20 protein-coding genes and 1 pseudogene are annotated in these 18,099 nt (G+C 53.2%); 7 read left to right on the plus strand and 14 right to left on the minus strand.

What is annotated here, in order from left to right:
- Window positions 1-76 precede the first annotated feature (76 nt).
- Complete coding sequence (locus MUN86_RS17785; RefSeq protein WP_245119391.1) at window positions 77-340, plus strand: BPTI/Kunitz domain-containing protein; 264 nt, start codon at window positions 77-79, stop codon at window positions 338-340.
- A gap of 1 nt (window position 341) precedes the next feature.
- Here the strand turns inward: MUN86_RS17785 and MUN86_RS17790 are convergent, their stop codons facing one another.
- The 10 genes from MUN86_RS17790 to MUN86_RS17835 form a co-directional block, all read right to left on the minus strand.
- Window positions 342-1,172: a penicillin-binding transpeptidase domain-containing protein gene (locus tag MUN86_RS17790; RefSeq protein WP_245119392.1), complete on the minus strand. Its 831-nt coding sequence runs from the start codon at window positions 1,170-1,172 to the stop codon at window positions 342-344.
- A 29-nt stretch (window positions 1,173-1,201) separates the two neighbouring features.
- Window positions 1,202-2,716 (minus strand): transglycosylase domain-containing protein, encoded by a 1,515-nt coding sequence (locus MUN86_RS17795; protein ID WP_245119393.1) that lies wholly within the window; start codon window positions 2,714-2,716, stop codon window positions 1,202-1,204.
- 242 nt (window positions 2,717-2,958) lie between these two features.
- Window positions 2,959-3,294, minus strand: coding sequence for a hypothetical protein (locus MUN86_RS17800; protein ID WP_245119394.1), 336 nt, complete (start codon window positions 3,292-3,294; stop codon window positions 2,959-2,961).
- Window positions 3,295-3,346: 52 nt separating this feature from the next.
- Window positions 3,347-3,634, minus strand: a complete 288-nt coding sequence (locus MUN86_RS17805) for a hypothetical protein (RefSeq protein ID WP_245119395.1) — start codon at window positions 3,632-3,634, stop codon at window positions 3,347-3,349.
- A 150-nt stretch (window positions 3,635-3,784) separates the two neighbouring features.
- On the minus strand, window positions 3,785-4,174 hold the full coding sequence (locus tag MUN86_RS17810) for a hypothetical protein (RefSeq protein WP_245119396.1): 390 nt from the start codon (window positions 4,172-4,174) through the stop codon (window positions 3,785-3,787).
- Window positions 4,171-4,695, minus strand: coding sequence for a hypothetical protein (locus tag MUN86_RS17815; protein WP_245119397.1), 525 nt, complete (start codon window positions 4,693-4,695; stop codon window positions 4,171-4,173). The genes MUN86_RS17810 and MUN86_RS17815 overlap by 4 nt, the downstream gene beginning before the upstream one ends.
- Window positions 4,696-4,733: 38 nt before the next feature.
- Entirely contained in the window at window positions 4,734-4,973 is a 240-nt protein-coding gene (locus tag MUN86_RS17820) for a hypothetical protein (protein WP_245119398.1), read from the minus strand.
- An 82-nt stretch (window positions 4,974-5,055) separates the two neighbouring features.
- On the minus strand, window positions 5,056-6,663 hold the full coding sequence (locus MUN86_RS17825) for a DUF4153 domain-containing protein (protein WP_245119399.1): 1,608 nt from the start codon (window positions 6,661-6,663) through the stop codon (window positions 5,056-5,058).
- Between the two features lie 90 nt (window positions 6,664-6,753).
- Window positions 6,754-7,047, minus strand: a complete 294-nt coding sequence (locus MUN86_RS17830) for a winged helix-turn-helix domain-containing protein (protein ID WP_245119400.1) — start codon at window positions 7,045-7,047, stop codon at window positions 6,754-6,756.
- A 129-nt stretch (window positions 7,048-7,176) separates the two neighbouring features.
- Window positions 7,177-7,818 carry a hypothetical protein gene (locus MUN86_RS17835; RefSeq protein ID WP_245119401.1) on the minus strand — a complete coding sequence of 214 codons (642 nt, stop codon included), beginning with the start codon at window positions 7,816-7,818 and terminating at the stop codon, window positions 7,177-7,179.
- A gap of 405 nt (window positions 7,819-8,223) precedes the next feature.
- Here MUN86_RS17835 and MUN86_RS17840 point away from each other — a divergent pair, with 405 nt between their 5' ends.
- The 6 genes from MUN86_RS17840 (at window position 8,224) to MUN86_RS17865 (ending at window position 14,333) form a co-directional block, all read left to right on the plus strand.
- Window positions 8,224-8,688: a hypothetical protein gene (locus MUN86_RS17840; protein ID WP_245119402.1), complete on the plus strand. Its 465-nt coding sequence runs from the start codon at window positions 8,224-8,226 to the stop codon at window positions 8,686-8,688.
- A gap of 32 nt (window positions 8,689-8,720) precedes the next feature.
- Window positions 8,721-9,509 carry a class I SAM-dependent methyltransferase gene (locus tag MUN86_RS17845; RefSeq protein WP_245119403.1) on the plus strand — a complete coding sequence of 263 codons (789 nt, stop codon included), beginning with the start codon at window positions 8,721-8,723 and terminating at the stop codon, window positions 9,507-9,509.
- A 141-nt stretch (window positions 9,510-9,650) separates the two neighbouring features.
- Window positions 9,651-10,514: a UbiA family prenyltransferase gene (locus MUN86_RS17850; protein ID WP_245119404.1), complete on the plus strand. Its 864-nt coding sequence runs from the start codon at window positions 9,651-9,653 to the stop codon at window positions 10,512-10,514.
- An 83-nt stretch (window positions 10,515-10,597) separates the two neighbouring features.
- The gene (locus MUN86_RS17855) at window positions 10,598-11,221 is read left to right on the plus strand and encodes a hypothetical protein (RefSeq protein WP_245119405.1); all 624 of its coding nucleotides are present in this window, start codon (window positions 10,598-10,600) and stop codon (window positions 11,219-11,221) included.
- 843 nt (window positions 11,222-12,064) lie between these two features.
- On the plus strand, window positions 12,065-13,069 hold the full coding sequence (locus MUN86_RS17860; RefSeq protein ID WP_245119406.1) for an ROK family protein: 1,005 nt from the start codon (window positions 12,065-12,067) through the stop codon (window positions 13,067-13,069).
- 202 nt (window positions 13,070-13,271) lie between these two features.
- On the plus strand, window positions 13,272-14,333 hold the full coding sequence (locus MUN86_RS17865; RefSeq protein WP_245119407.1) for a LacI family DNA-binding transcriptional regulator: 1,062 nt from the start codon (window positions 13,272-13,274) through the stop codon (window positions 14,331-14,333).
- 37 nt (window positions 14,334-14,370) lie between these two features.
- Here the strand turns inward: MUN86_RS17865 and MUN86_RS17870 are convergent, their stop codons facing one another.
- The 4 genes and pseudogenes from MUN86_RS17870 to MUN86_RS17885 form a co-directional block, all read right to left on the minus strand.
- The gene (locus MUN86_RS17870) at window positions 14,371-15,030 is read right to left on the minus strand and encodes a DsbA family protein (RefSeq protein WP_245119408.1); all 660 of its coding nucleotides are present in this window, start codon (window positions 15,028-15,030) and stop codon (window positions 14,371-14,373) included.
- A gap of 149 nt (window positions 15,031-15,179) precedes the next feature.
- A pseudogene (gene rho / locus MUN86_RS17875) lies at window positions 15,180-16,729 on the minus strand (transcription termination factor Rho).
- A gap of 116 nt (window positions 16,730-16,845) precedes the next feature.
- Window positions 16,846-17,334 carry a hypothetical protein gene (locus tag MUN86_RS17880; RefSeq protein WP_245119409.1) on the minus strand — a complete coding sequence of 163 codons (489 nt, stop codon included), beginning with the start codon at window positions 17,332-17,334 and terminating at the stop codon, window positions 16,846-16,848.
- A complete protein-coding gene (locus tag MUN86_RS17885) occupies window positions 17,310-17,528 on the minus strand; it encodes a Rho termination factor N-terminal domain-containing protein (protein ID WP_245119410.1) in 219 nt (72 codons plus the stop codon). Before MUN86_RS17885 ends, MUN86_RS17880 begins: the two co-directional genes overlap by 25 nt.
- Between the last annotated feature and the right edge of the window lie 571 nt (window positions 17,529-18,099).

Genomic DNA, 18,099 nt, shown 5'->3' on the forward strand with positions numbered 1-18,099 from the left:
GGTTTACTCATTGAATTGAAAGCAAGTTGGCTTAGATGCCTTGCAACTCTATAGTAGCACGCTAGCTCAGACTGGTATGAAACACTCGCTACTTTTACTATCAACTGCCGCGCTACTGGCCTGTATTACCTCCTGCCACTCTGAAAAAGATTCTCCTGAACCTACTTCTCAGCCAGCAGCCTGTGCGCTTGTACCCGATGCAGGCATGTGCTACGCAGCTTTTGTGCGCTACTATTACGACCCGAAAGAGAAAAAATGCAAGCCATTTACATGGGGTGGCTGCAGCGGCGTAGTGCCGTTTACTACCCTGCAAGAGTGCCAGGACTGCGGTTGTAAATAACCTACAGGCTATCCGGCACAGGCACGGCGCCACTATTGAGGTTTTCCAGCAGGTTGTCAACCACAATAGTATCAACAGCTTCCGCCTGCCGACGGCGCGGCTGCTCGGAAACGCACTGGTAGCGGCGCGTGATTTTGCCGGGGTACTTGGGAAATGGCCCCATGGTAATGCCGAGATCGGAATCTTCGTAGACCTTTTCCATGTATTTGCCGAAGATAGGCAGCGCCGTACGGCCGCCTTCGCCCTGCTGGGAACCTTGGAAGTGGATACTCCGGTCTTCCCCTCCTACCCAAACACCCGTGACCAAGTCTTTGGTGACGCCCATGTACCAACCATCGGAATAGTTGGAGGTGGTGCCGGTTTTGCCGCCGATTTGGTTGTTCTTTTTCCAGAGCTCATACTCCCACAATGCCTGCGAGGTGCCACCAGGCTCGTCCATGCCGCCACGCAGCATGTAGAGCATCAGCCACGCGGTTTCAGGCGGGATGGCCCGCCGCTGTTTAGGGTCGAATTGCTTGATGACGTTGCCGTTGCGGTCCTCGATGCGCGTCACAATCATCGGGTCAGTCTGGAAGCCTTGATTGACGAAAGTGCTATAGGCATTCACCATTTCGTACACGCTCACATCGCCACCAGAGCCGAGGCCAATGCTGGGCACGGGCAGTAGAGGGCTTTTGATGCCTACTTTGTGGGCGTACTTGGCCACGTTGTCCCAGCCAACCCGCTCGGTCAATTGCGCCGTAACCGAGTTTACGGAGCGGGCCATGGCTTGGCGCAGCGTCATGTTGATGCCCGTGTACTCGCGCGTCACGTTGTCGGGCTTCCACTCCATGTCCTTGCCGTTCTCGACGTAGTTGATGGTTACCCGCTCGTCCCGGATTCGGTCGCAGGGGCGTAGCCATTGTCGATGGCGGTGAGGTAAACGAACGGTTTGAAAGTGGAGCCGGCTTGGCGCTTACCTTGTTTGACGTGGTCGTATTGGAAGAACCGATAGTTGAGCCCGCCTACCCACGCCTTAATCTGGCCGGTGAAGGGGTCCATGGTCATCATGCCGGCGTGCAGGAAATGCTTGTAGTACGCCAAGGAATCGAGCGGAGAAAGTAGCAGCGTGGTGTCACCATCGCCTTTCCAAGTGAATACCTTGGTGGGGTGCTTGTGGTGCAAGGCCGAATCAAGAAGAGCCGGCTGGCCTTTGTAGCGCTCAGCTAGTTCTTTGTACTGCTCGGTCCGCTTCATCTGGGTTTCGATGAAGTTGGGAATTTCATTACCATCCTCATCCACCCACGGGTTCTTGTCCCGGTTTTTCCAAAACCTATCGAACTGCTGTTGCAGCCGCTTCATGCGGTCCTGCACCGACTCCTCGGCATACTGCTGCATCCGCGAATCGATGGTGGTGTAGATTTTCAGCCCGTCGCGGTACATATCGTAGCCGTTCTTCTCGCACCATTCATTCACGAACTGGCTGACAGCTCCACGGAAATACGTGGGCGGCCCATCAATATGCTGCTCGAACTGGTACTTGAGTTTAATAGGCTGCTGCTGAAGCGCGGCAACTTCGGCGGCCGGCAGCACGCCGGCTTGTCCCATGCGCGTGAGCACTAGGTTGCGGCGTTTGCGGGCCGCATCGGGATGGAAACGAGGGTTGTAGGCCGTTGGGTTGTTGAGCATGCCAACCAGCGTGGCCGCTTGCTCAGCCGTGAGGCTGTCGGGGGAAGTGCTGAAGAATGTTTTGGCGGCTACCTTGATACCGTACGCTTTCGAGCCGTATTCCACCGTGTTGAAATACATCCGCAGAATTTCTTCTTTGGTATAGCGGCGTTCCAGCTCCACGGCCGTAAGCCACTCCTTGGTTTTGCTAATCAGTGTGCTTACCCCCGGAATGTAGCCCAAGCCCCCGCGCGTTTCGCCCCGACGGGTTTTATAGAGGTTTTTGGCGAGCTGCTGGGTGATGGTAGAGCCGCCTCCGCTGCGGTTGCCGGTTACTACCCCAGCCGCAGCGCGGCCCAAGGCTGTTAGGTCAATGCCGGAATGCTCGTAGAACCGAACGTCTTCGGTAGCAATAAGGGCTTTGATCAGGAGAGGCGAAATCTTATTCAGCGTCACCGGCACGCGGTTTTCGCGGAAGTATTTGCCAATCAGCACGCCGTCGGCAGTATAGATTTCCGAAGGTTGCTCCACCTTAGGGTCTTCTAGTTCCTCCAAGCTCGGCGATTTTCCGAAGAGGAACATGAAGTTCATGCTCACCAGAATTGGATAGAGCAAAAACGTGCCGACGCCCAACACGAAAAGAGCCCAAAAGGCACGCGTTATGCGGTTCGACCAAGGCCGGCGCGGTCGGGGTGTAGGGTTTGTTTTCGGCAGTTCTGGAGCGGACATTCAGAGCAGATTGGGCGGCGGCGTCCTGGGGTGACAGGTCAAGAAGTGGTAAATATACCAGTTAGGCGCGGGCCGGCCTGCCGTTTTTGTTGTTTTGCCATATTACTTACCTCATTACTAAACTATATATCTCTAAATAACAGTGATTTACAATCATGGTATCCGGTATGGTTTCCTATAAAGCTTCAACGCAATAGTGTTCTTCTGCAACGTGCCAACACACCACGTATATCTAATAATTCTTAGATCCACATCACCACCAAAAACAGCAATATCCCTGCTAGTAGCACGCCAATACCGGTAGCGCCAGTAGCAGCCAGGTACCACAGCAGCCGCCAACCCGGATGCTGCATGTGCATTGCTACCTGCCACAGCCACACAATGCCTATCGGTAACAAGGCCACCAGGCAAGCCATGACTATCCAGTTGGCTACCGTTGCGGCAGCGGGTGTATTCGGGAAAAGCTCTTTCTCCAGCTTGATGCCTATAAAAGCACCAATCAGCAGTGTCAGCACCCACCACAGAGAGGTAGGCAATTGGCGCAAGGCGCGAGCAGCAAAGGCTTGGAGTTCACTCATTGGATACTGCTAGAAATAAAGGGAACGACGACCCGTTTTACTTGGCGCTACTTCACCCGCCGACACCCGCGCCGCTGAACAGCATGATTACTCCCGCTACCAGTACAAGGGAAGCCAGGTGAAATAGCACGCTCAAGAGCAGCACAAAACTGCGCTTGAGTTCTTCCCGGTTGTCAAGGCGAGGACTTTGCCACATGGGCCGACTCACCCACCACAGCACCACCCCATTACCAAGCGGCAGCGCCACTTGAAGCCAGGTAAATAACTCATCGAACCCGCCGGTGTGTAGCTGTGGCCAAAACTGCGGCAGCATCCACCACACCCATAGCACGGCGCACACAGTTATAAGTATGGCTAACGCCCGCCCACTTGAGGGCAAGACTGTCGTTGTGGGTTGTTGGTCAATTATAATTTTCGATTCGATTTCCATAACAGGAAGCCTATAACTGTAGGCAGTATTGATGATTCCTCTGGTTGTTGAGAGCTTGCTTTAGCCGAAGAAACTGTCGCCGTCGGTACGCGCAGGAAACTCTATGGGCACGAATAGCAGGAATAGTAGTATCAGCACCGGTACAAGCACCTGCAGCACACCAAGCAGCAGAAACACCAGCCCCGATAGCTTCAGCAGGCGCCGTTCCCCATTTCTATTCTCGAGTTGCTGAGCAGCACGCCAGAGTAAACGCCACGTTAGAAAGGGAAAGAGCACCTGACAGCCTACTCCTACCGCACCAACCAAGTAGCCGCCCAACGGAAAGTAGCGCCACAGGCTAGACAGATACAGGGTACTGACCCAACTAAGCCCACCCAGCGCTATTACCCATCGAAATAGCTGCTTCGTGCGAGTAGCCTCTGGTGGTGAATGCAACTGAAGTAAGTTCATGCGAATTGCTCGGCCTCTATTGCCTCATAAAAGCCAATTTCATGGCGCAGGGCCTCCACGTTCTGCGTGGCATACTTTGTCAGAGACCAGTGCAGGACACGTCCTGTACGACAGCCCCGGCGGAAGTGCGTTTTGAGTTGGGGCCACAACTCGGGCGTGAGCAAGGCAAATGCTAGAAAGCCGATACAGGTTATCGAATAATCGCCGTTGCCAAGCATAAAGGCTTTGAGCAATAACTCATCTTCAGGAGTCATATCGTAGCCGAGCAGCACATGCTTGAGGTCGTGATTTTCGTAGTGCGGAATCAGTTGCAGATTGTGCTGGCGCAAAATATCGGCTACTCCACGGCCCAAAGTGCCAACCGGTAAGCTCTGCAAGTAGTCTAGCTGATTTTGGATGTTTTGGGCACCATAAACCCGCCAAAAAATCGGAATCAAAAAGGAAGTCCGGGCATGCTCAATGGTCTTGCGGGCAAAGCGCTGGTACAAGTTCAGCTGAGCAGGTTGCGAAATAGCTTTCATAAAAGTGGAGTTTTGAAAACGTGAAGTGAACAAGCAGGCTACTCGCCGAGAAGCGCCTCAAACCCTTGTGGCGACCAAAGCATCATCAGGAAAAATACTGCGCCAAGCAGCAGCAACAGCAGTAGGCTACTGACTGGCAGCACAGCCGTTAGCAGGCGTTGGCGGCGTGAAATAGGGTCGGCGGCGCGTTCCTGCCAGGTAAGCAAGGTGGCTAGCGCCGCTACGTCGCCGATACAGACAAGCAGCCCCACGATAGTGAGAGAGAATTGAATGAGCATAGGAGTAGAATTAGAAATTGACTAGTTATGAGTACCGTGCGGGGCACTCTACCTCCTGGTGTAGCCTGAGTGCCCCACTTCGTTATTTCGTCACCTCTTCATAAGCCTGCCAGTCGGCGTAGGTGTAACTAGGCCAGTTGCGGGCCGCTTGCAGCGCCTTGAATTCCCGGAGCCGCTGCTGTAGTTGTTGGGTGGCGGCAGTGGGTTCAAGTTTGGTCCAGGTGCCGTCGTAGGTTTCGTGCACCAACTGGCGCTTTGGCAGCACATCTTGGCTGGCCGCTAGTACGGGGAGCACCCGGTCGGGCATGTCGAGCAGGAAACCGTAGTCGAGCACCTGCAATTCAGGACGCAGATTGTAGCGGGCAATCCAGATTTCCCAATTGCCACAGGCAAGCCCAACCATAAGCGCGTAAGCAGCCAGCGCATTGAGACGCACCAAGGAGTAAGTAGAACGACGCTGCCAAATTTTGAGCAGCACCGTAACCAGGCCAAACAACGTCAGGAGCAGGAAGCCATACACCCCAATGCGCTTATAAGCCAAGCCCGTATACAGAATGTAGTAGTAGTTGCGCAGTCCCACCGATACGGCTAGCACCACGTTTTGCAGCACCCACACCGTGGCCAACCAACGCAACACCGGAAGCCCCTTTTGGTAGAAATTCAGGTTGCGGCGGAAAAACCACAACACAATGCCCATAGCCACCAGAATACTCAGAATCAGCACGTAGGTACCCTCGTGCACAAACTGCGTGAGGTTGAAGTTGGTAGTTGGCTTGAAGCCAAACCAAATCCAGTTGATGTCGATGATGTTGACAACCAACAGCAACGCATTCACCAAACTCAACATGCTCAGAGCAATGAGATACTCCTTGCGCAAGTCGAGGGCCCGGAAATGCTGGGGGCGAAAGTCAGGGCGGCGCACAGCGAAGGAGGCAACCCGGTCACGCTGCCGCTCAATAAACTCTCCTAGGCGCGACTCTTGGTCGATGAAGTAATGCACAGGTATTAGCACCAACGCGGCTCCGGTCAGAGCAAGCCCCATGAGGAAAAACAAAATGTGCAGAATAGAAATGTCCTCGAACAAAGCAGCCAGCCACTCCCCTACCTTATCTAGCGCTTGGCTGACCAGCTCGCTGTACACGGGGTTAGCTATTACAAACAAGATGTGAAATACCGCTAGGGCCAAGATCGGCACGCCGAGCAAACGACCGTAGAACCAAGTGCGTCCCATTCGGCTACCCATGTTGTTGGGCAGGTGCACCAAGCTAGTCAGCCTTGGTATCACCTGGAAGGCACTGCTAAGCGCGGTGAGCAAAGCGTTACTTACCAGTTTCAGGTGGGGCTGGTTGACGTAGCCAAGCCAAACCGCCAACGAAGCCACACACGCCAACTGGGCCGCCCCTGACCCATACCAAGCCACCATTACCGCACTCAACAACGTCCCGAGCAGGGTCAGTCGGAAATAGTTGGAGCGCCATTGGGGTGCGTGCCGTGGCAGAGCGAGTAGTACTGCGGCTACGACAAACAGCGTGTAAAGGAGCATGTTGAGGGCGGCTCGCTCACGCCAGAATAGCATATCAAATACAATGGCCCCGACAGGCAACGCCACTTTTTGCAAAGTTGTGAGGGTCAGACGCGGCATCGGGGAAGCCCCGAGTTGGGCGCTTGGTAAAGGCAAAGAGGTGTCCATGTGGGGTTGCAGTTAGGTGATTTTGAATGAGCAGATTTGTTGAATTGAAAGTACTTTGTATTTCAAAGTTTGTAGACAAAAAAATAGCGTTTATCCGCGCAGGAGTTTTTCTAAAGCTGCTAGGTGGTCTTGAAAAGCCTGTTTTCCTTCCGAAGATGCGGTATAGGTGGTATTAGGCTTCTTGCCTACAAATTGCTTGGCTACTTGCACATAGCCCGCCTTTTCCAGCGCCGATACATGGCTGGCTAGGTTGCCATCGGTTAGGTCGAGTGCTTCTTTTAGTTCCGTAAAGCTTACGCCGTCGTTGGCCATGAGCACGGCCATTACGCCCAGCCGCACGCGGTGGTCAAATGCTTTATTGAGCGTATGAATTAGGTGTTTCAACGGCTTGCGGCTACTCTACTCTTGTATTGTACTTACGGCCCTCTTCGAATCAGGATGAGAATTCGGTTGAATGAAGGCCCCGTTATGCTTTGGATGCAGATTTTTGGTTGTTCCGAGAACTAACTGATGTCATTGCCGCTCATAACGGTTGTACATCAGCAGCCCGTACCCGATGTGCCCTAACCCGAATCCGAGGGCAAAGAACAGCAATCCGGACCCAGGCAACAAAACCGATATTAATCCGAGAGCTATTTGCGTGAGGCCTAGCAGCCTAATTTCATCTAGTGTGTACTTGCTGGCGTTGAGGAGCGCCAAACCGTAGAACAGCAGTAACCCTGGCACCACCAAGCTTACGGCGCCACGCAGAAACAGCGCCAGACAAAACAAGCCACCCGCTACCAGCGGAATTATCAAGCTGATGGCAAGCCGACGCCCCAAGGCACTCCAAAGGGGCTGATTGGCTTTGCGCGCGCGTCGTGCCGTGAAGAAGGTAGCCACGGCCAGCGCCGCGGCTATCATGCCCCCCGATAGCAGCAGCAGAAACGGCAAAACTAGTTCCCGCTCATTCGGCGTGCTTTGGAGCAGGCGCATATAACCCAACGAGCCATACTCCCGGTTCAGGTACCAGTGCCCTAGACCCGACCCAGCTAATGCCACGACACCGGCCCCAACCCCGGATAGGCCACTTAAGGAGATGAAGCGGGACGAACGCTCCATGATACTGCGAATCTCGGTGAGCTGGGCTAATGGGTCTACGGCGGGCTTCATCATTTCTAAAAGCACTTTGTATTGCAAAGCACAACAAACTTCTTGGACTTTACAAGTAGTTCTATAAATTTTTTCCTAATGAATAAAGATAATGCGCTTCGCCCCTAAAATCAGGCTCTGTGGCTATCTCTAGCAGCTTACAACGTGCTGGCTTTATGGTAGACCTTTACCCCTTAAAAAGTAAAGCCGCAGTGTGAGTTCGATTATTCGCCTTTCTGTGCGTGTTACTTGGTATAGTGTTTCAGATCAAATCGGGAAAATCATTCATGGGCAAGCACCAAATTGGAAGATGGTTTTCCCAAACAAGTCCAGTTGGTAGGTAACCAAGCGTAAAGCCTTGCCCGTAAACAGTTGCTGGTTTACCCCGATGTTGGCTCATGTGTGTTAGCGCTATTAAATGATTACTCAATGCTGAAATCGTATTCTCCTATCCAATCTACTATTATTCGTACCCTCATCTTATGGCTGCTCAGCAACCTCGGTGGCACGTTGTTGCTAGGCATTGGTTTTGCCCTTACACACCGGCTCAACGATAGCACCATTGCTGTAGTAGCTGGGCTACTGGCCGCTACTATAACATTGCCCTTGGTACCGTTGGCAATGCCGTTTTTTGCGGTTCTAGGAAAGATTTGTGCAGCTTGGCCGCGCCGTTCAATGGCCTTACTTGGCGTAATGCTGTTTTTTCTGCTGGCTAATGAGGCCCTGCACCTTCTGCTCCCTTTCGCCACCTTCTTTGGCTTGCTCGAAATGTCGTTTCCGTATTTGGTGGCGGGCGTGCTCACTGTACTCTGGCTGTACAGCCCTACTGGTCAAACCTCGACCACCACGCTGCTAACAAAAAAGCGTGATAGACAAGTCCGCTTAAGTGAATAGACGTCTGCGAGTCTTTGTGCGTACTTAGGGAGGTGAAAATTCGCCTCCAGCTATTCGAGTTTGAAGACCTGCCTTGGTTTCCGCGCGTCATTCGGGCGGGCATGATGGACTATCTGCGCTTCATGATTTCGCTGCTTGGCACCTACCAACCCATTGTGCCGCAGTTGCGTGATGCCATGGCAAAAGCCAGCACGTCGGACCTACTGGAGTTAGGTGCTGGGGCTGGCGGCGGCACCGAAGGGGTGTTACGTCGCCTGCACGCAATCGGCTTGCCCACGGCCCGTATCACCCTTACCGACTTGTACCCGCAACCAGCCGCCTGGCAGCTACTTGCGGCGCGCACTCCTGGCCTCACATACGAAGCCTCTCCCGTCGATGCCACGGCCGTTCCGGCAACTCTCACCGGGTTTCGCACCATCTTCTCGGCTTTTCATCATTTTCCACCCTCTCTAGCCGAAGCCATACTTGCTGATGCTGTTCAGCAAAAAGCTGGCATTGGCGTGTTTGAAGGGGCCGGCAAACACTGGCTGGAAATTCTTCTGGCTTGGACAGTGCTACCCGTAGCGCAATTGCTATTCACTCCTTTCATGCGACCGTTCCGCCTGAGCCGGCTGTTTTTCACGTACCTGGTTCCGCTCATTCCGCTCTTTACGATTTGGGATGGCACCGTTTCTATTCTGCGCATGTACCCGCCAGCACAGCTGCTAGCCTTGGCCCACCGCGCCGATCCGCAGAGAACCTTTGAGTGGCAGGCTGGCAAAGTGCGGCATTGGTGGGGGCCCGAGGTAACCTACTTGATTGGGGTTCCGCGTTCTAAGTAGTGAGAACCTAGGCAAAGCAAGTAAGCCCTGCTAGTTGACGTTTATAAGCTTTTCCTAGCGAATGTGGCGGGCGGTGTTCTGAACCTAACCCGTACCTTGCCCTCCACTAGAAATAAGCTAACCAAAACCAGCAAGTGTAAAATGTCTTACCGTCGCGCGCTATTGCTGCTGCGCATCCCCTTTTCTGTTTACTTGATGCCGGTGTACTGGTTCGGACTTAGCGCCCTGCGCCAACCCCTAAGCGTGAGCCGAGCGGTAGGCGTGTTCGTGGTACTGCACTTGTTGGCGTATCCGGCTTCCAATGGCTACAACTCCTACTACGACCGGGACGAAGGCAGCATTGGGGGTCTCAAGCAGCCTCCCAAAGTATCGGAAGAATTGCTGCACCTAGTGTATCTGTTCGATGCCTTAGCCATAATTGGCGCAGTGTTGCTAAGCCCGCTGTTTGGCTTACTAGTGACGGTGTATCTGTTGGTATCGAAGGCGTACAGCTACGAGGGCATCCGGCTCAAAAAATACCCGTTGCTGAGTACAGTTGTAGTGGTGGTGTTTCAGGGTGCTTTCACGTTTTTGATGACTCAAGTTGGCGTAGGCGCTACTGAAACTGTTCTTCTTGAAAAAACAAACCTGATGCTGGCTGCTGTTAGCAGCCTGTTTTTGTGTGGGTCCTATCCGCTCACGCAGGTATACCAGCATCAAGAGGATGCGCGCCGCGGCGACCGAACCTTGAGCTTGCTACTTGGTATCCGAGGCACGTTTAAGTTTGCTGCCGTTGGGTTGTTAGCGGGCGCGGCTCTGCTAGCGTACACGCTCTGGCTGCGCAACGAGCCCCGCCATCTATTGATTTTTCTGGTAGCTACGGGTCCTGTGGTGGCCTTGTTCGGGCAATGGGCTTATGCGGTCTGGCGTAATCCCGCGGCAGCCGACTTCGAGCACACGATGCGCATGAACCAGGTGTCATCGTTGTGTATGAGCTTGGCATTTGCGCTAATGTTGTGGTGGTAACTGTTGAGTTACCCGCGACTTAGTACCTAAACAGTGCACTCGGAAATCGCGTATTTTTGGCTCTTACCATTGTATTTCAAATCATGCGTTTCACCTTATTGCTTTCTCTGCTTGGATTCGTTGCTGCTTGCTCCACTCCCGATACGCGGCAGGCATCTACCACCCCCTCCACGGCCGATACTGCAACTCAGCTAGAGCCGATGGATACGACGCGTGCCACTGTTGCCAACGCGCAGTCCGACACGTTAAAAACGGTACGTAAGCGTCATATTTTCTCTGCTCCCGGCTCTCCCGACGAGTTCCGCCTGACAATGCGCGGCAAGGATGTGCTAACCGGTGAGGCTACCTTCACCATAACGGATGGTAATGGGCAAGTCATCTTTCGCGAAATGCTGGCCGCAGAAGACTTAGAAGCCGCTATGGTGTACGAAATGAAAACCCCTACTGCTTCTGCGGCCGAGCGCGAGGCATACATTCGTCGCCGCATGGATGAGTTTTTCAGCGACAAAAATTTTCGCACGCCTGCTCTTACTACCAAAGACACTTACCCAACCGATAACACCATCGACCGCGCCACTTGGGACGACCTACGCCAGCGTCCAGACGCCGTTAGTTTCACGTACTTAGTCGGCAAGGAAGACCGTCGTCGCATTGCTTGGGCTCCGCGTACTAAGCAGGTGGTGCATCTACCCGGCGGCGGTAGCTAGTAGCGTATCCACAACTGTTCACGCCTTCTGACCTCAACAAATACAGTTGCAGGCGGCAAGGGTGTGGTTTTCAAGCCACGTGAAACGAGATTTGTGTCTGCCTTTTGCAGTGCGGCATGTGCACGACTAGTTTCTACACTGTCTGGTCAAGTCTGGGGCTCTACTATTCCTCTATGCAGTGACTTATGTGCTTGATAGGTACAAGCGTGTTAGGAAAGTACTTTTGCGATGCTTTGCCTGTGGCTGCTTACCGCAATTACTAGGCCTAGACATGCCGTAACACTTCCGGCATATACATCTCAAGGCATGACTTAGCTCCGCCTATAAGTATGATTTGCCTATGCAATAAGCTGCACAGCACGAGCTAAGGATATGAAACTGAAAATGAACTGGAAATCAAGCAAGTACAAAGAGCAATAACAAACTAAAAACAACACTGCTGGGCATTAGTGCCGCCGTGCGGAATGCAACTAATGTCTTGAAAAGGAAATCATTGGTAAGCCAAGCAGGCGTTCTTATATTGCTACGCAAAGCTAAAAGCTTTTAGCGCCAACAACGATACGCTGTTGCATAAAAGCCATAGCCTCTGAAGCAGTGGATTAAGAAATAGAAGCTTACTGTCGAAGGCAATAATTTTAACGCTTCACTCATATATACCCTACAACGGTGCCCCAACAGTTTCTTGGCTTTCGAAGAAATAAGTAAACAAACGAGTAACCTCAGCTTACCAAGAAGGTATTTAACACGCCTTCTACTTACAACTATCAGAACGAATCAGCTGACGCCCCATCGTTCACAGATACTTCACGAAGGTGAACGATCTTCAGCCCTAGAGCCGACAACATGAGAGAGTACATTACAGCAACCCCGGTGCCACTTACCAAGCAACAGGCCCTAGCTGCACTGAGTGAGCATACAGCAAGCCACTTCGACCAACACCAAAACCTATGGGGATTAGACCTAGGTGGAACAAAGATTGAAGGAGTGATTTTGCGGTCAGCATCAGAACCGGAGGTGTTATTCCGGGACCGGGTGCCTACTGAAGCTAGCCAAGGCTATGAGCACATGCTCGGGCAAGTGCACCTACTGGTCGAGCGCATGGAACAAGCGGCAGGTTACCGACCCTGCAAGATCGGCATCGGCACTCCGGGAACCATGATTCCGAAGTCGGGGCTGATGAAGAACTGTAATACGACGGCCCTAAACGGGCGCCCCTTGAAAGCGGATTTAGAAAAGCTATTGAACCAGCGAGTGTTCATTGCCAACGATGCTAACTGCTTTGCTTTGTCTGAAACCCGCTTAGGCGTAGTGAAAGAACGGTTTCCCGAGGCGCGGGTGGTATTTGGCATCATCCTGGGCACTGGCGTCGGGGGCGGGCTCATTGTAAATGGGCAAGTAATCGAAGGCTTCCACGGCATTGCCGGCGAATGGGGCCACAACTACTTAGGGGAAACAACAGACAAAACTTGCTTTTGCGGCAAAACGGGTTGTATCGAAAGCATATTGGCTGGTCCGGCCCTGGAGCGTTTCTACACTGAAAAGAGTGGCGAGAAGCTGGCGCTAAAGGAGATCATGCAGCGCGCTACCGCAGGCACTGACCCAGCCGCCGTGCAAACTCTAGACCGCCTAACGCATTACTTTGGCTTAGCGCTAAGCGCCGTAGTCAACATACTTGACCCGGAGGTAATTGTGATTGGGGGCGGGGTAGGCAACATCCCAGAACTCTATACCACTGGTGTAGCCAACATCGCGCAATACATCATCGATCATCATTTTGCAGCTCCCGTCGTGAAACCTATGCTAGGTGACAGCGCCGGCGTATTTGGTGCCGCGTATTTGGTTGCATAACCACTACGTGCCAAAAAAAGCCCTGCTGCTATAGAGGATAGCAGCAGGGCTTTTTTTATTCGACACTAAAGTTTCCGGGATTATGAAGCGAGATAAAAGCTTGGAAAGCATGCTATTGCACAGGATGGCATTCTTTGCACCGCTTGAATGCCTTTGCAAGTAATTGTTTTACTTTTGAAGCTTATCATTCAGTAATTCCAACATGAGCAGTAAGGTGAAGAAGCGGACATTGATCCACGATATTGCCCGCCACCTAGATGTGTCCATCGCAACCGTGTCGTTAGTGCTTAACGGCAAAGCCAAGCAGAGCCGTATTAGCGACGCGCTGGCGCAACGGGTGCTAGCTTACGTTGAGGAAGTAGGCTACAAGCCCAATCATTTGGCCAAGAGCTTGCGCACAGGCAAAACGCACGTAATTGGCTTGGTAGTGGAAGATATTTCCAACCCCTTTTTCGCAACTGTTGCGTGGCTGATTGAGAAGCAAGCTTTCGAGCGGGGCTACCGAATTATTTATTGCAGTACAGATAACGATACAAGCAAGGCCAAGGAGCTGATTTCCATGTTCCAAGATCGGCATGTTGATGGGTATATTATTGTGCCGTCTGAGGGTCTTGAGGAGCAAATCAGCACGATTCTGCACGAGAATATTCCGGTTGTGCTCTTCGACCGGTATCTGCCCGAACTACCTACCAATTACATTGTGGTAGATGGAGCCAAAGGCATGTATGAAGCCACGCAACACTTGCTCGACCAAGGCTTCAGCAACATCGCCTTCGTCACGACCGACTCCAAACAGACGCAGATGGAAGCGCGCTTGGAAGGATACGTGCAGGCCTTGCAAGAACACAACCGCCCACAACGCATAAAACGGGTTGACACCACACACTCCGAGAATATTCTGGCAGAAATCCACAGCTTCATCCGCGAAAACCGAGACTGTGACGCCATTATCTTCTCTACCAACTACCTGAGCATCTACGGGCTCGAAGTTATTACACAGCAGAAGCTTCGGATTCCTGAAGACCTCGCCGTTGTCTCCTACGATGACCACGACTTATTTCGCCTCTATACGCCGGCCATCACCGTTATTGCCCAGCCGATAGAAAACATTGCCAAAAATGTCATTGACATTCTCTTGAACGAACTCAAGCACCAGACCGACAGGCAGACGACTGCGCATCAAACTGTCGTGCTACCAACCTCTTTGATTGTTCGGCAATCATCTGTTCGTAGCGAAGTTCAGCTACCCGAATCCACTAAATAGTGTTACTCGCTGTGGCTAGGGGTTGTAAGTAAATCCGTTACGACTGAGCCTGCTCCAGAGCTTGCCGCAAAGAGTCAGCAAACACCTCGTAGGGCTGATAGCCGCGAGTTAGTACATAGCCTTGGCTGCCTACCCGTAAAATCACGGTTGGAAAACCCTGAACTCCAATTTTAGATACCGCCGCAAATTCTTGCCGAGTAGCCGTTGCTGTTTCAGGCAGCGCCAGCCGACGCAAAAACTCCGCGCCATCTACGCCATTGGCTATTGCCAATGGCACATAGATTTGGGGCTCGTTTAGGTCAGCTCCGTCGTGAAAATGTGCGTACTGTACGGCGTGCGCGAAGTTGGCTGTTTGGGATTGATTGAGCTGCCGAAACGCATTGATGGCCCAACTTGGCGGCTCGGAATCCTGCACATAGCTTCCCTCCTCCCCTAGGGCGCGGAAAGCTTCCCCAAATACCACTCCCGTTACATTTTCCACTTGCTGCAACGAGCCACTGATGTAACTCCAGGCCTTGCCAATCGGCTCCACCTGCTCACCTATTATCATACCACCACAGAGCACTGATAGGTCTACTTGGTCGGCAAACTCTCGCTGTATCCGCTGTAGCACGGGGCTCATGCCGTAGCACCAGCCACAAAGTGGATCGAAGATGTAAAGCAATTCAGGCCGGTCGGCAGCGGTTGGTTGTAGCATAGCACAGAAGAAGCAAACAGCAATAAAAACGTCGTGGTGAGCTTGTCGAAAAATCTTGCTAGTGCGCTAACCTCTAGGAAGGGTTATAGCACTAACGAGATACTTCGGCAAGCGCACCACGACGCGTTAAACGAGAATACGCAACGGGTTTAGCCGTTCATTGACACAAGGAACTCGGCATTGTCACGGGTGCCCTTCATGCGGTCTTTCAAGAATTCCATTGCTTCGGAAGGCGTCATGTCGGCCATGAACTTGCGCAGCACCCAAATGCGGCTCAGTTCGTCCTTGCTCATCAGCAAGTCTTCCCGGCGAGTGCCAGAAGCAGGTACGTCGATGGCAGGGAAAATGCGTTTGTTGGCCAGTTTGCGGTCCAACTGCAGTTCCATGTTGCCGGTACCTTTGAATTCCTCGAAAATAACCTCGTCCATTTTGGATCCAGTTTCGATAAGCGCCGTAGCAATAATGGTCAACGAACCACCATCTTCCACATTCCGGGCTGCACCAAAGAAGCGCTTCGGCTTATGCAGCGCATTAGCGTCCACACCACCCGACAGAATCTTACCAGAAGCAGGCTGCACGGCGTTATACGCACGAGCCAGACGGGTAATAGAATCGAGCAGAATCACAACGTCGTGACCACACTCCACCAAGCGTTTGGCTTTGTCTAGCGCAATGCTGGTGATTTTCACGTGCCGGTCAGGCGTCTCGTCGAAGGTGGAGCTGAGCACCTCGGCTTTCACCGAGCGCGTCATGTCCGTAACTTCTTCCGGGCGCTCATCAATCAGCAAGATCATGAGGTACACCTCGGGGTGGTTTTCAGAAATGGCATTCGCAATTTCCTGTAGCAGCACCGTTTTACCGGTTTTTGGCTGGGCCACAATCAAGCCACGCTGTCCTTTACCGATAGGAGCAAACAAATCCAGAATCCGGGTGCTGTACAAACCCGACTTGGTAGTGAGCTTCAGGCGCTCTTCCGGGAACAAAGGCGTGAGGCTGTTGAACGGTACCCGGTCGCGGGCTTCTTCCATGGCGCGGCCGTTGATGCTGTCCACTCCTACTAGGGCGTAATACTTTTCGCCTTCGCGAGGGGCCGGATAGTGCACTTCACGGTATCGCCGGCTTTCAGCGAAAACTGCTTCACCTGTGCTGGCGCTACATAGATGTCGTCGGGCGAGGACATATAATTGTAGAACGGGCTGCGCAGGAAACCATAACCGCCGTCGGGCATCATTTCCAACGTGCCTTCACCTGGAATGGTGATGTCGAAATCGTTGCGTGGGCGGGGCTGTTGCTGCTGGCCGTTGCTTTCGGGCCGGGCTTGTCCATTTGCCTCTTGACGCTGCTGGCGCTGCAGTTCGCGCGCGGCATATCGGTCTTCGCGGCGCTGCTCCCGGTCCGGCCGACCTTGTAGGTCGCGGGGTGCCTGTGGGTCGCGAGGCAACCGGTTTTGGTCGCGCTGTGACTGGTCGCCAGTCCGGGGCTCATTCCGATAGTCGCGCATGTCACGGACGCCGTCGGCGCTGCGGCCGTCGCCGTTGCGTGCCACTTCAGGCGATACAGCGGGGCGAGCTTCGCGGGGCTGGTCGCCGCGCAAGTCACGAGGCGTTTGATTTTGGTCTCGCTCACCACGGAACTCACGCTCCCGGGGCTGGTCGCGTGGTGGACGCGGAGTGCTACCGTTCTGCTCGGGCCGGAAAATGCGCGGCGCTGGTGGCGTTACGGGTGCTACAGGCGCGTCGGTAGTGGCTACTACAGTTGTATCGGGCGCATCTGGCGCAACCTCAGTTGCTGCAGGAGGCAAGAAAGGGGCTCTTTCTACAGCAGCCTCCAGAGTAGGTCCGTTAGCAGAAGGTGTATCCGCTGTTTCAGCTGGCGCTTCAGGAGCAGCCGGACGGTTGTTGCGGCCATTGGCTTCGCGCGAACGACGTTCTGGCCGTTGGAAAGGCTTAATAGGGCGCTCAGCAGGGGTTTCAGGGCCGGTGCTGCTTCAGCCGGCGCATCTGCAGCCGGCGCTTCAGGAGCTACTACAGCGGCTGGCGCTTCTACCTCAGGGCGAGTATCTACAGCTACTGGAGCTTCTACAGCGGGGGCTTCGATTGGAGCAGGCGCAGCTTCTGCTACTGGCGCTGGGGCAGCTTTGGTGCGCGCTGGGCGGGCTGGAGTTGCTGGGCGAGCAGGTGCGGCGGTCCGAGCGGCCGTTGTGCGAGCAGGGGCGGCTGAGCGCACAGCAGCCACCACTTGGTTGGCTACTTCAGTGGTTGCAATAACAGGCTCATCGGCTACCGCCACATCAGAGAAGGGCAATTCCGGACGTGCTTTGCCGCCGCTGGGCTTAATTTTAGGGGGAGCTTATCGGCGGGAATAACGGCTTGCTGATCGAGAATCTTATAGATGAGATCCTGCTTGCTGAGCTTTTTAAAATTACCGACGTTGAGTTCTTCTGCAATTTCCTTTAGGTCGGAAAGCAGCCGGTCCTTCAACTCTTCAATAGTGTACATAGAGGCAATGAGGGGAGAAAAAAATCAAAAGCGGAAGCACAACCAACAGCGGTACATTGCCAACAACATCGGGCAATACCTTGAGCCGCGGGGCGGCATACAGCACGGATATTTCAGGACGAAACGGAGGGAGTGTAACGGGAGTAGCGCTGGAAAATAACCGCGGGCCGGATGTTATAAAACTACCGAAAACCCGACATCAGCTGCCGACTTGTTAGCGCAATGTTAATCTAATACAGATGAACTGCCAAATCGGAACGCATATTTTGCAGAATAAGCTCCTTTACGCAGAAAAATAAGTCATGGATGCTGATATCGTTGAAATTTAGATTGATGGCAGAACTACACTAGCTCATTACTATTGCGACGCGGTTCCAAAAATTACCACCCGTAGAGTTGAAAATCCCTGGAGCACGGTTAAAAGCCGGTTTGCAATAAGCTAAACCTCTTATTCGTGTTGCTCCGGCAGCTTACTTCTGATTGCCCTGGGCTGCTAGTTTCTCTGTCTACGCAGCTTAGTGGGCGGTTGGTTGGCTGAATTTAGCGTAATCTACTCGAAGCATTTAATCTG

Origin of the sequence: Hymenobacter volaticus, from assembly GCF_022921055.1 — a bacterium.
Taxonomy (GTDB): Bacteria; Bacteroidota; Bacteroidia; order Cytophagales; family Hymenobacteraceae; genus Hymenobacter; species Hymenobacter volaticus.

Coding starts and splice junctions, on each gene's coding strand:
- MUN86_RS17815 (WP_245119397.1), bottom strand. CDS start 4,695: ATGAAAGCTATTTCGCAACCTGCTCAGCTGAACTTGTACCAGCGCTTT.
- MUN86_RS17800 (WP_245119394.1), bottom strand. CDS start 3,294: ATGAGTGAACTCCAAGCCTTTGCTGCTCGCGCCTTGCGCCAATTGCCT.
- MUN86_RS17825 (WP_245119399.1), bottom strand. CDS start 6,663: ATGGACACCTCTTTGCCTTTACCAAGCGCCCAACTCGGGGCTTCCCCG.
- MUN86_RS17860 (WP_245119406.1), top strand. CDS start 12,065: ATGAGAGAGTACATTACAGCAACCCCGGTGCCACTTACCAAGCAACAG.
- MUN86_RS17840 (WP_245119402.1), top strand. CDS start 8,224: ATGCTGAAATCGTATTCTCCTATCCAATCTACTATTATTCGTACCCTC.
- MUN86_RS17820 (WP_245119398.1), bottom strand. CDS start 4,973: ATGCTCATTCAATTCTCTCTCACTATCGTGGGGCTGCTTGTCTGTATC.
- MUN86_RS17885 (WP_245119410.1), bottom strand. CDS start 17,528: ATGTACACTATTGAAGAGTTGAAGGACCGGCTGCTTTCCGACCTAAAG.
- MUN86_RS17870 (WP_245119408.1), bottom strand. CDS start 15,030: ATGCTACAACCAACCGCTGCCGACCGGCCTGAATTGCTTTACATCTTC.
- MUN86_RS17850 (WP_245119404.1), top strand. CDS start 9,651: ATGTCTTACCGTCGCGCGCTATTGCTGCTGCGCATCCCCTTTTCTGTT.
- MUN86_RS17855 (WP_245119405.1), top strand. CDS start 10,598: ATGCGTTTCACCTTATTGCTTTCTCTGCTTGGATTCGTTGCTGCTTGC.
- MUN86_RS17810 (WP_245119396.1), bottom strand. CDS start 4,174: ATGAACTTACTTCAGTTGCATTCACCACCAGAGGCTACTCGCACGAAG.
- MUN86_RS17790 (WP_245119392.1), bottom strand. CDS start 1,172: ATGGAGTGGAAGCCCGACAACGTGACGCGCGAGTACACGGGCATCAAC.
- MUN86_RS17795 (WP_245119393.1), bottom strand. CDS start 2,716: ATGTCCGCTCCAGAACTGCCGAAAACAAACCCTACACCCCGACCGCGC.
- MUN86_RS17835 (WP_245119401.1), bottom strand. CDS start 7,818: ATGATGAAGCCCGCCGTAGACCCATTAGCCCAGCTCACCGAGATTCGC.
- MUN86_RS17865 (WP_245119407.1), top strand. CDS start 13,272: ATGAGCAGTAAGGTGAAGAAGCGGACATTGATCCACGATATTGCCCGC.
- MUN86_RS17785 (WP_245119391.1), top strand. CDS start 77: ATGAAACACTCGCTACTTTTACTATCAACTGCCGCGCTACTGGCCTGT.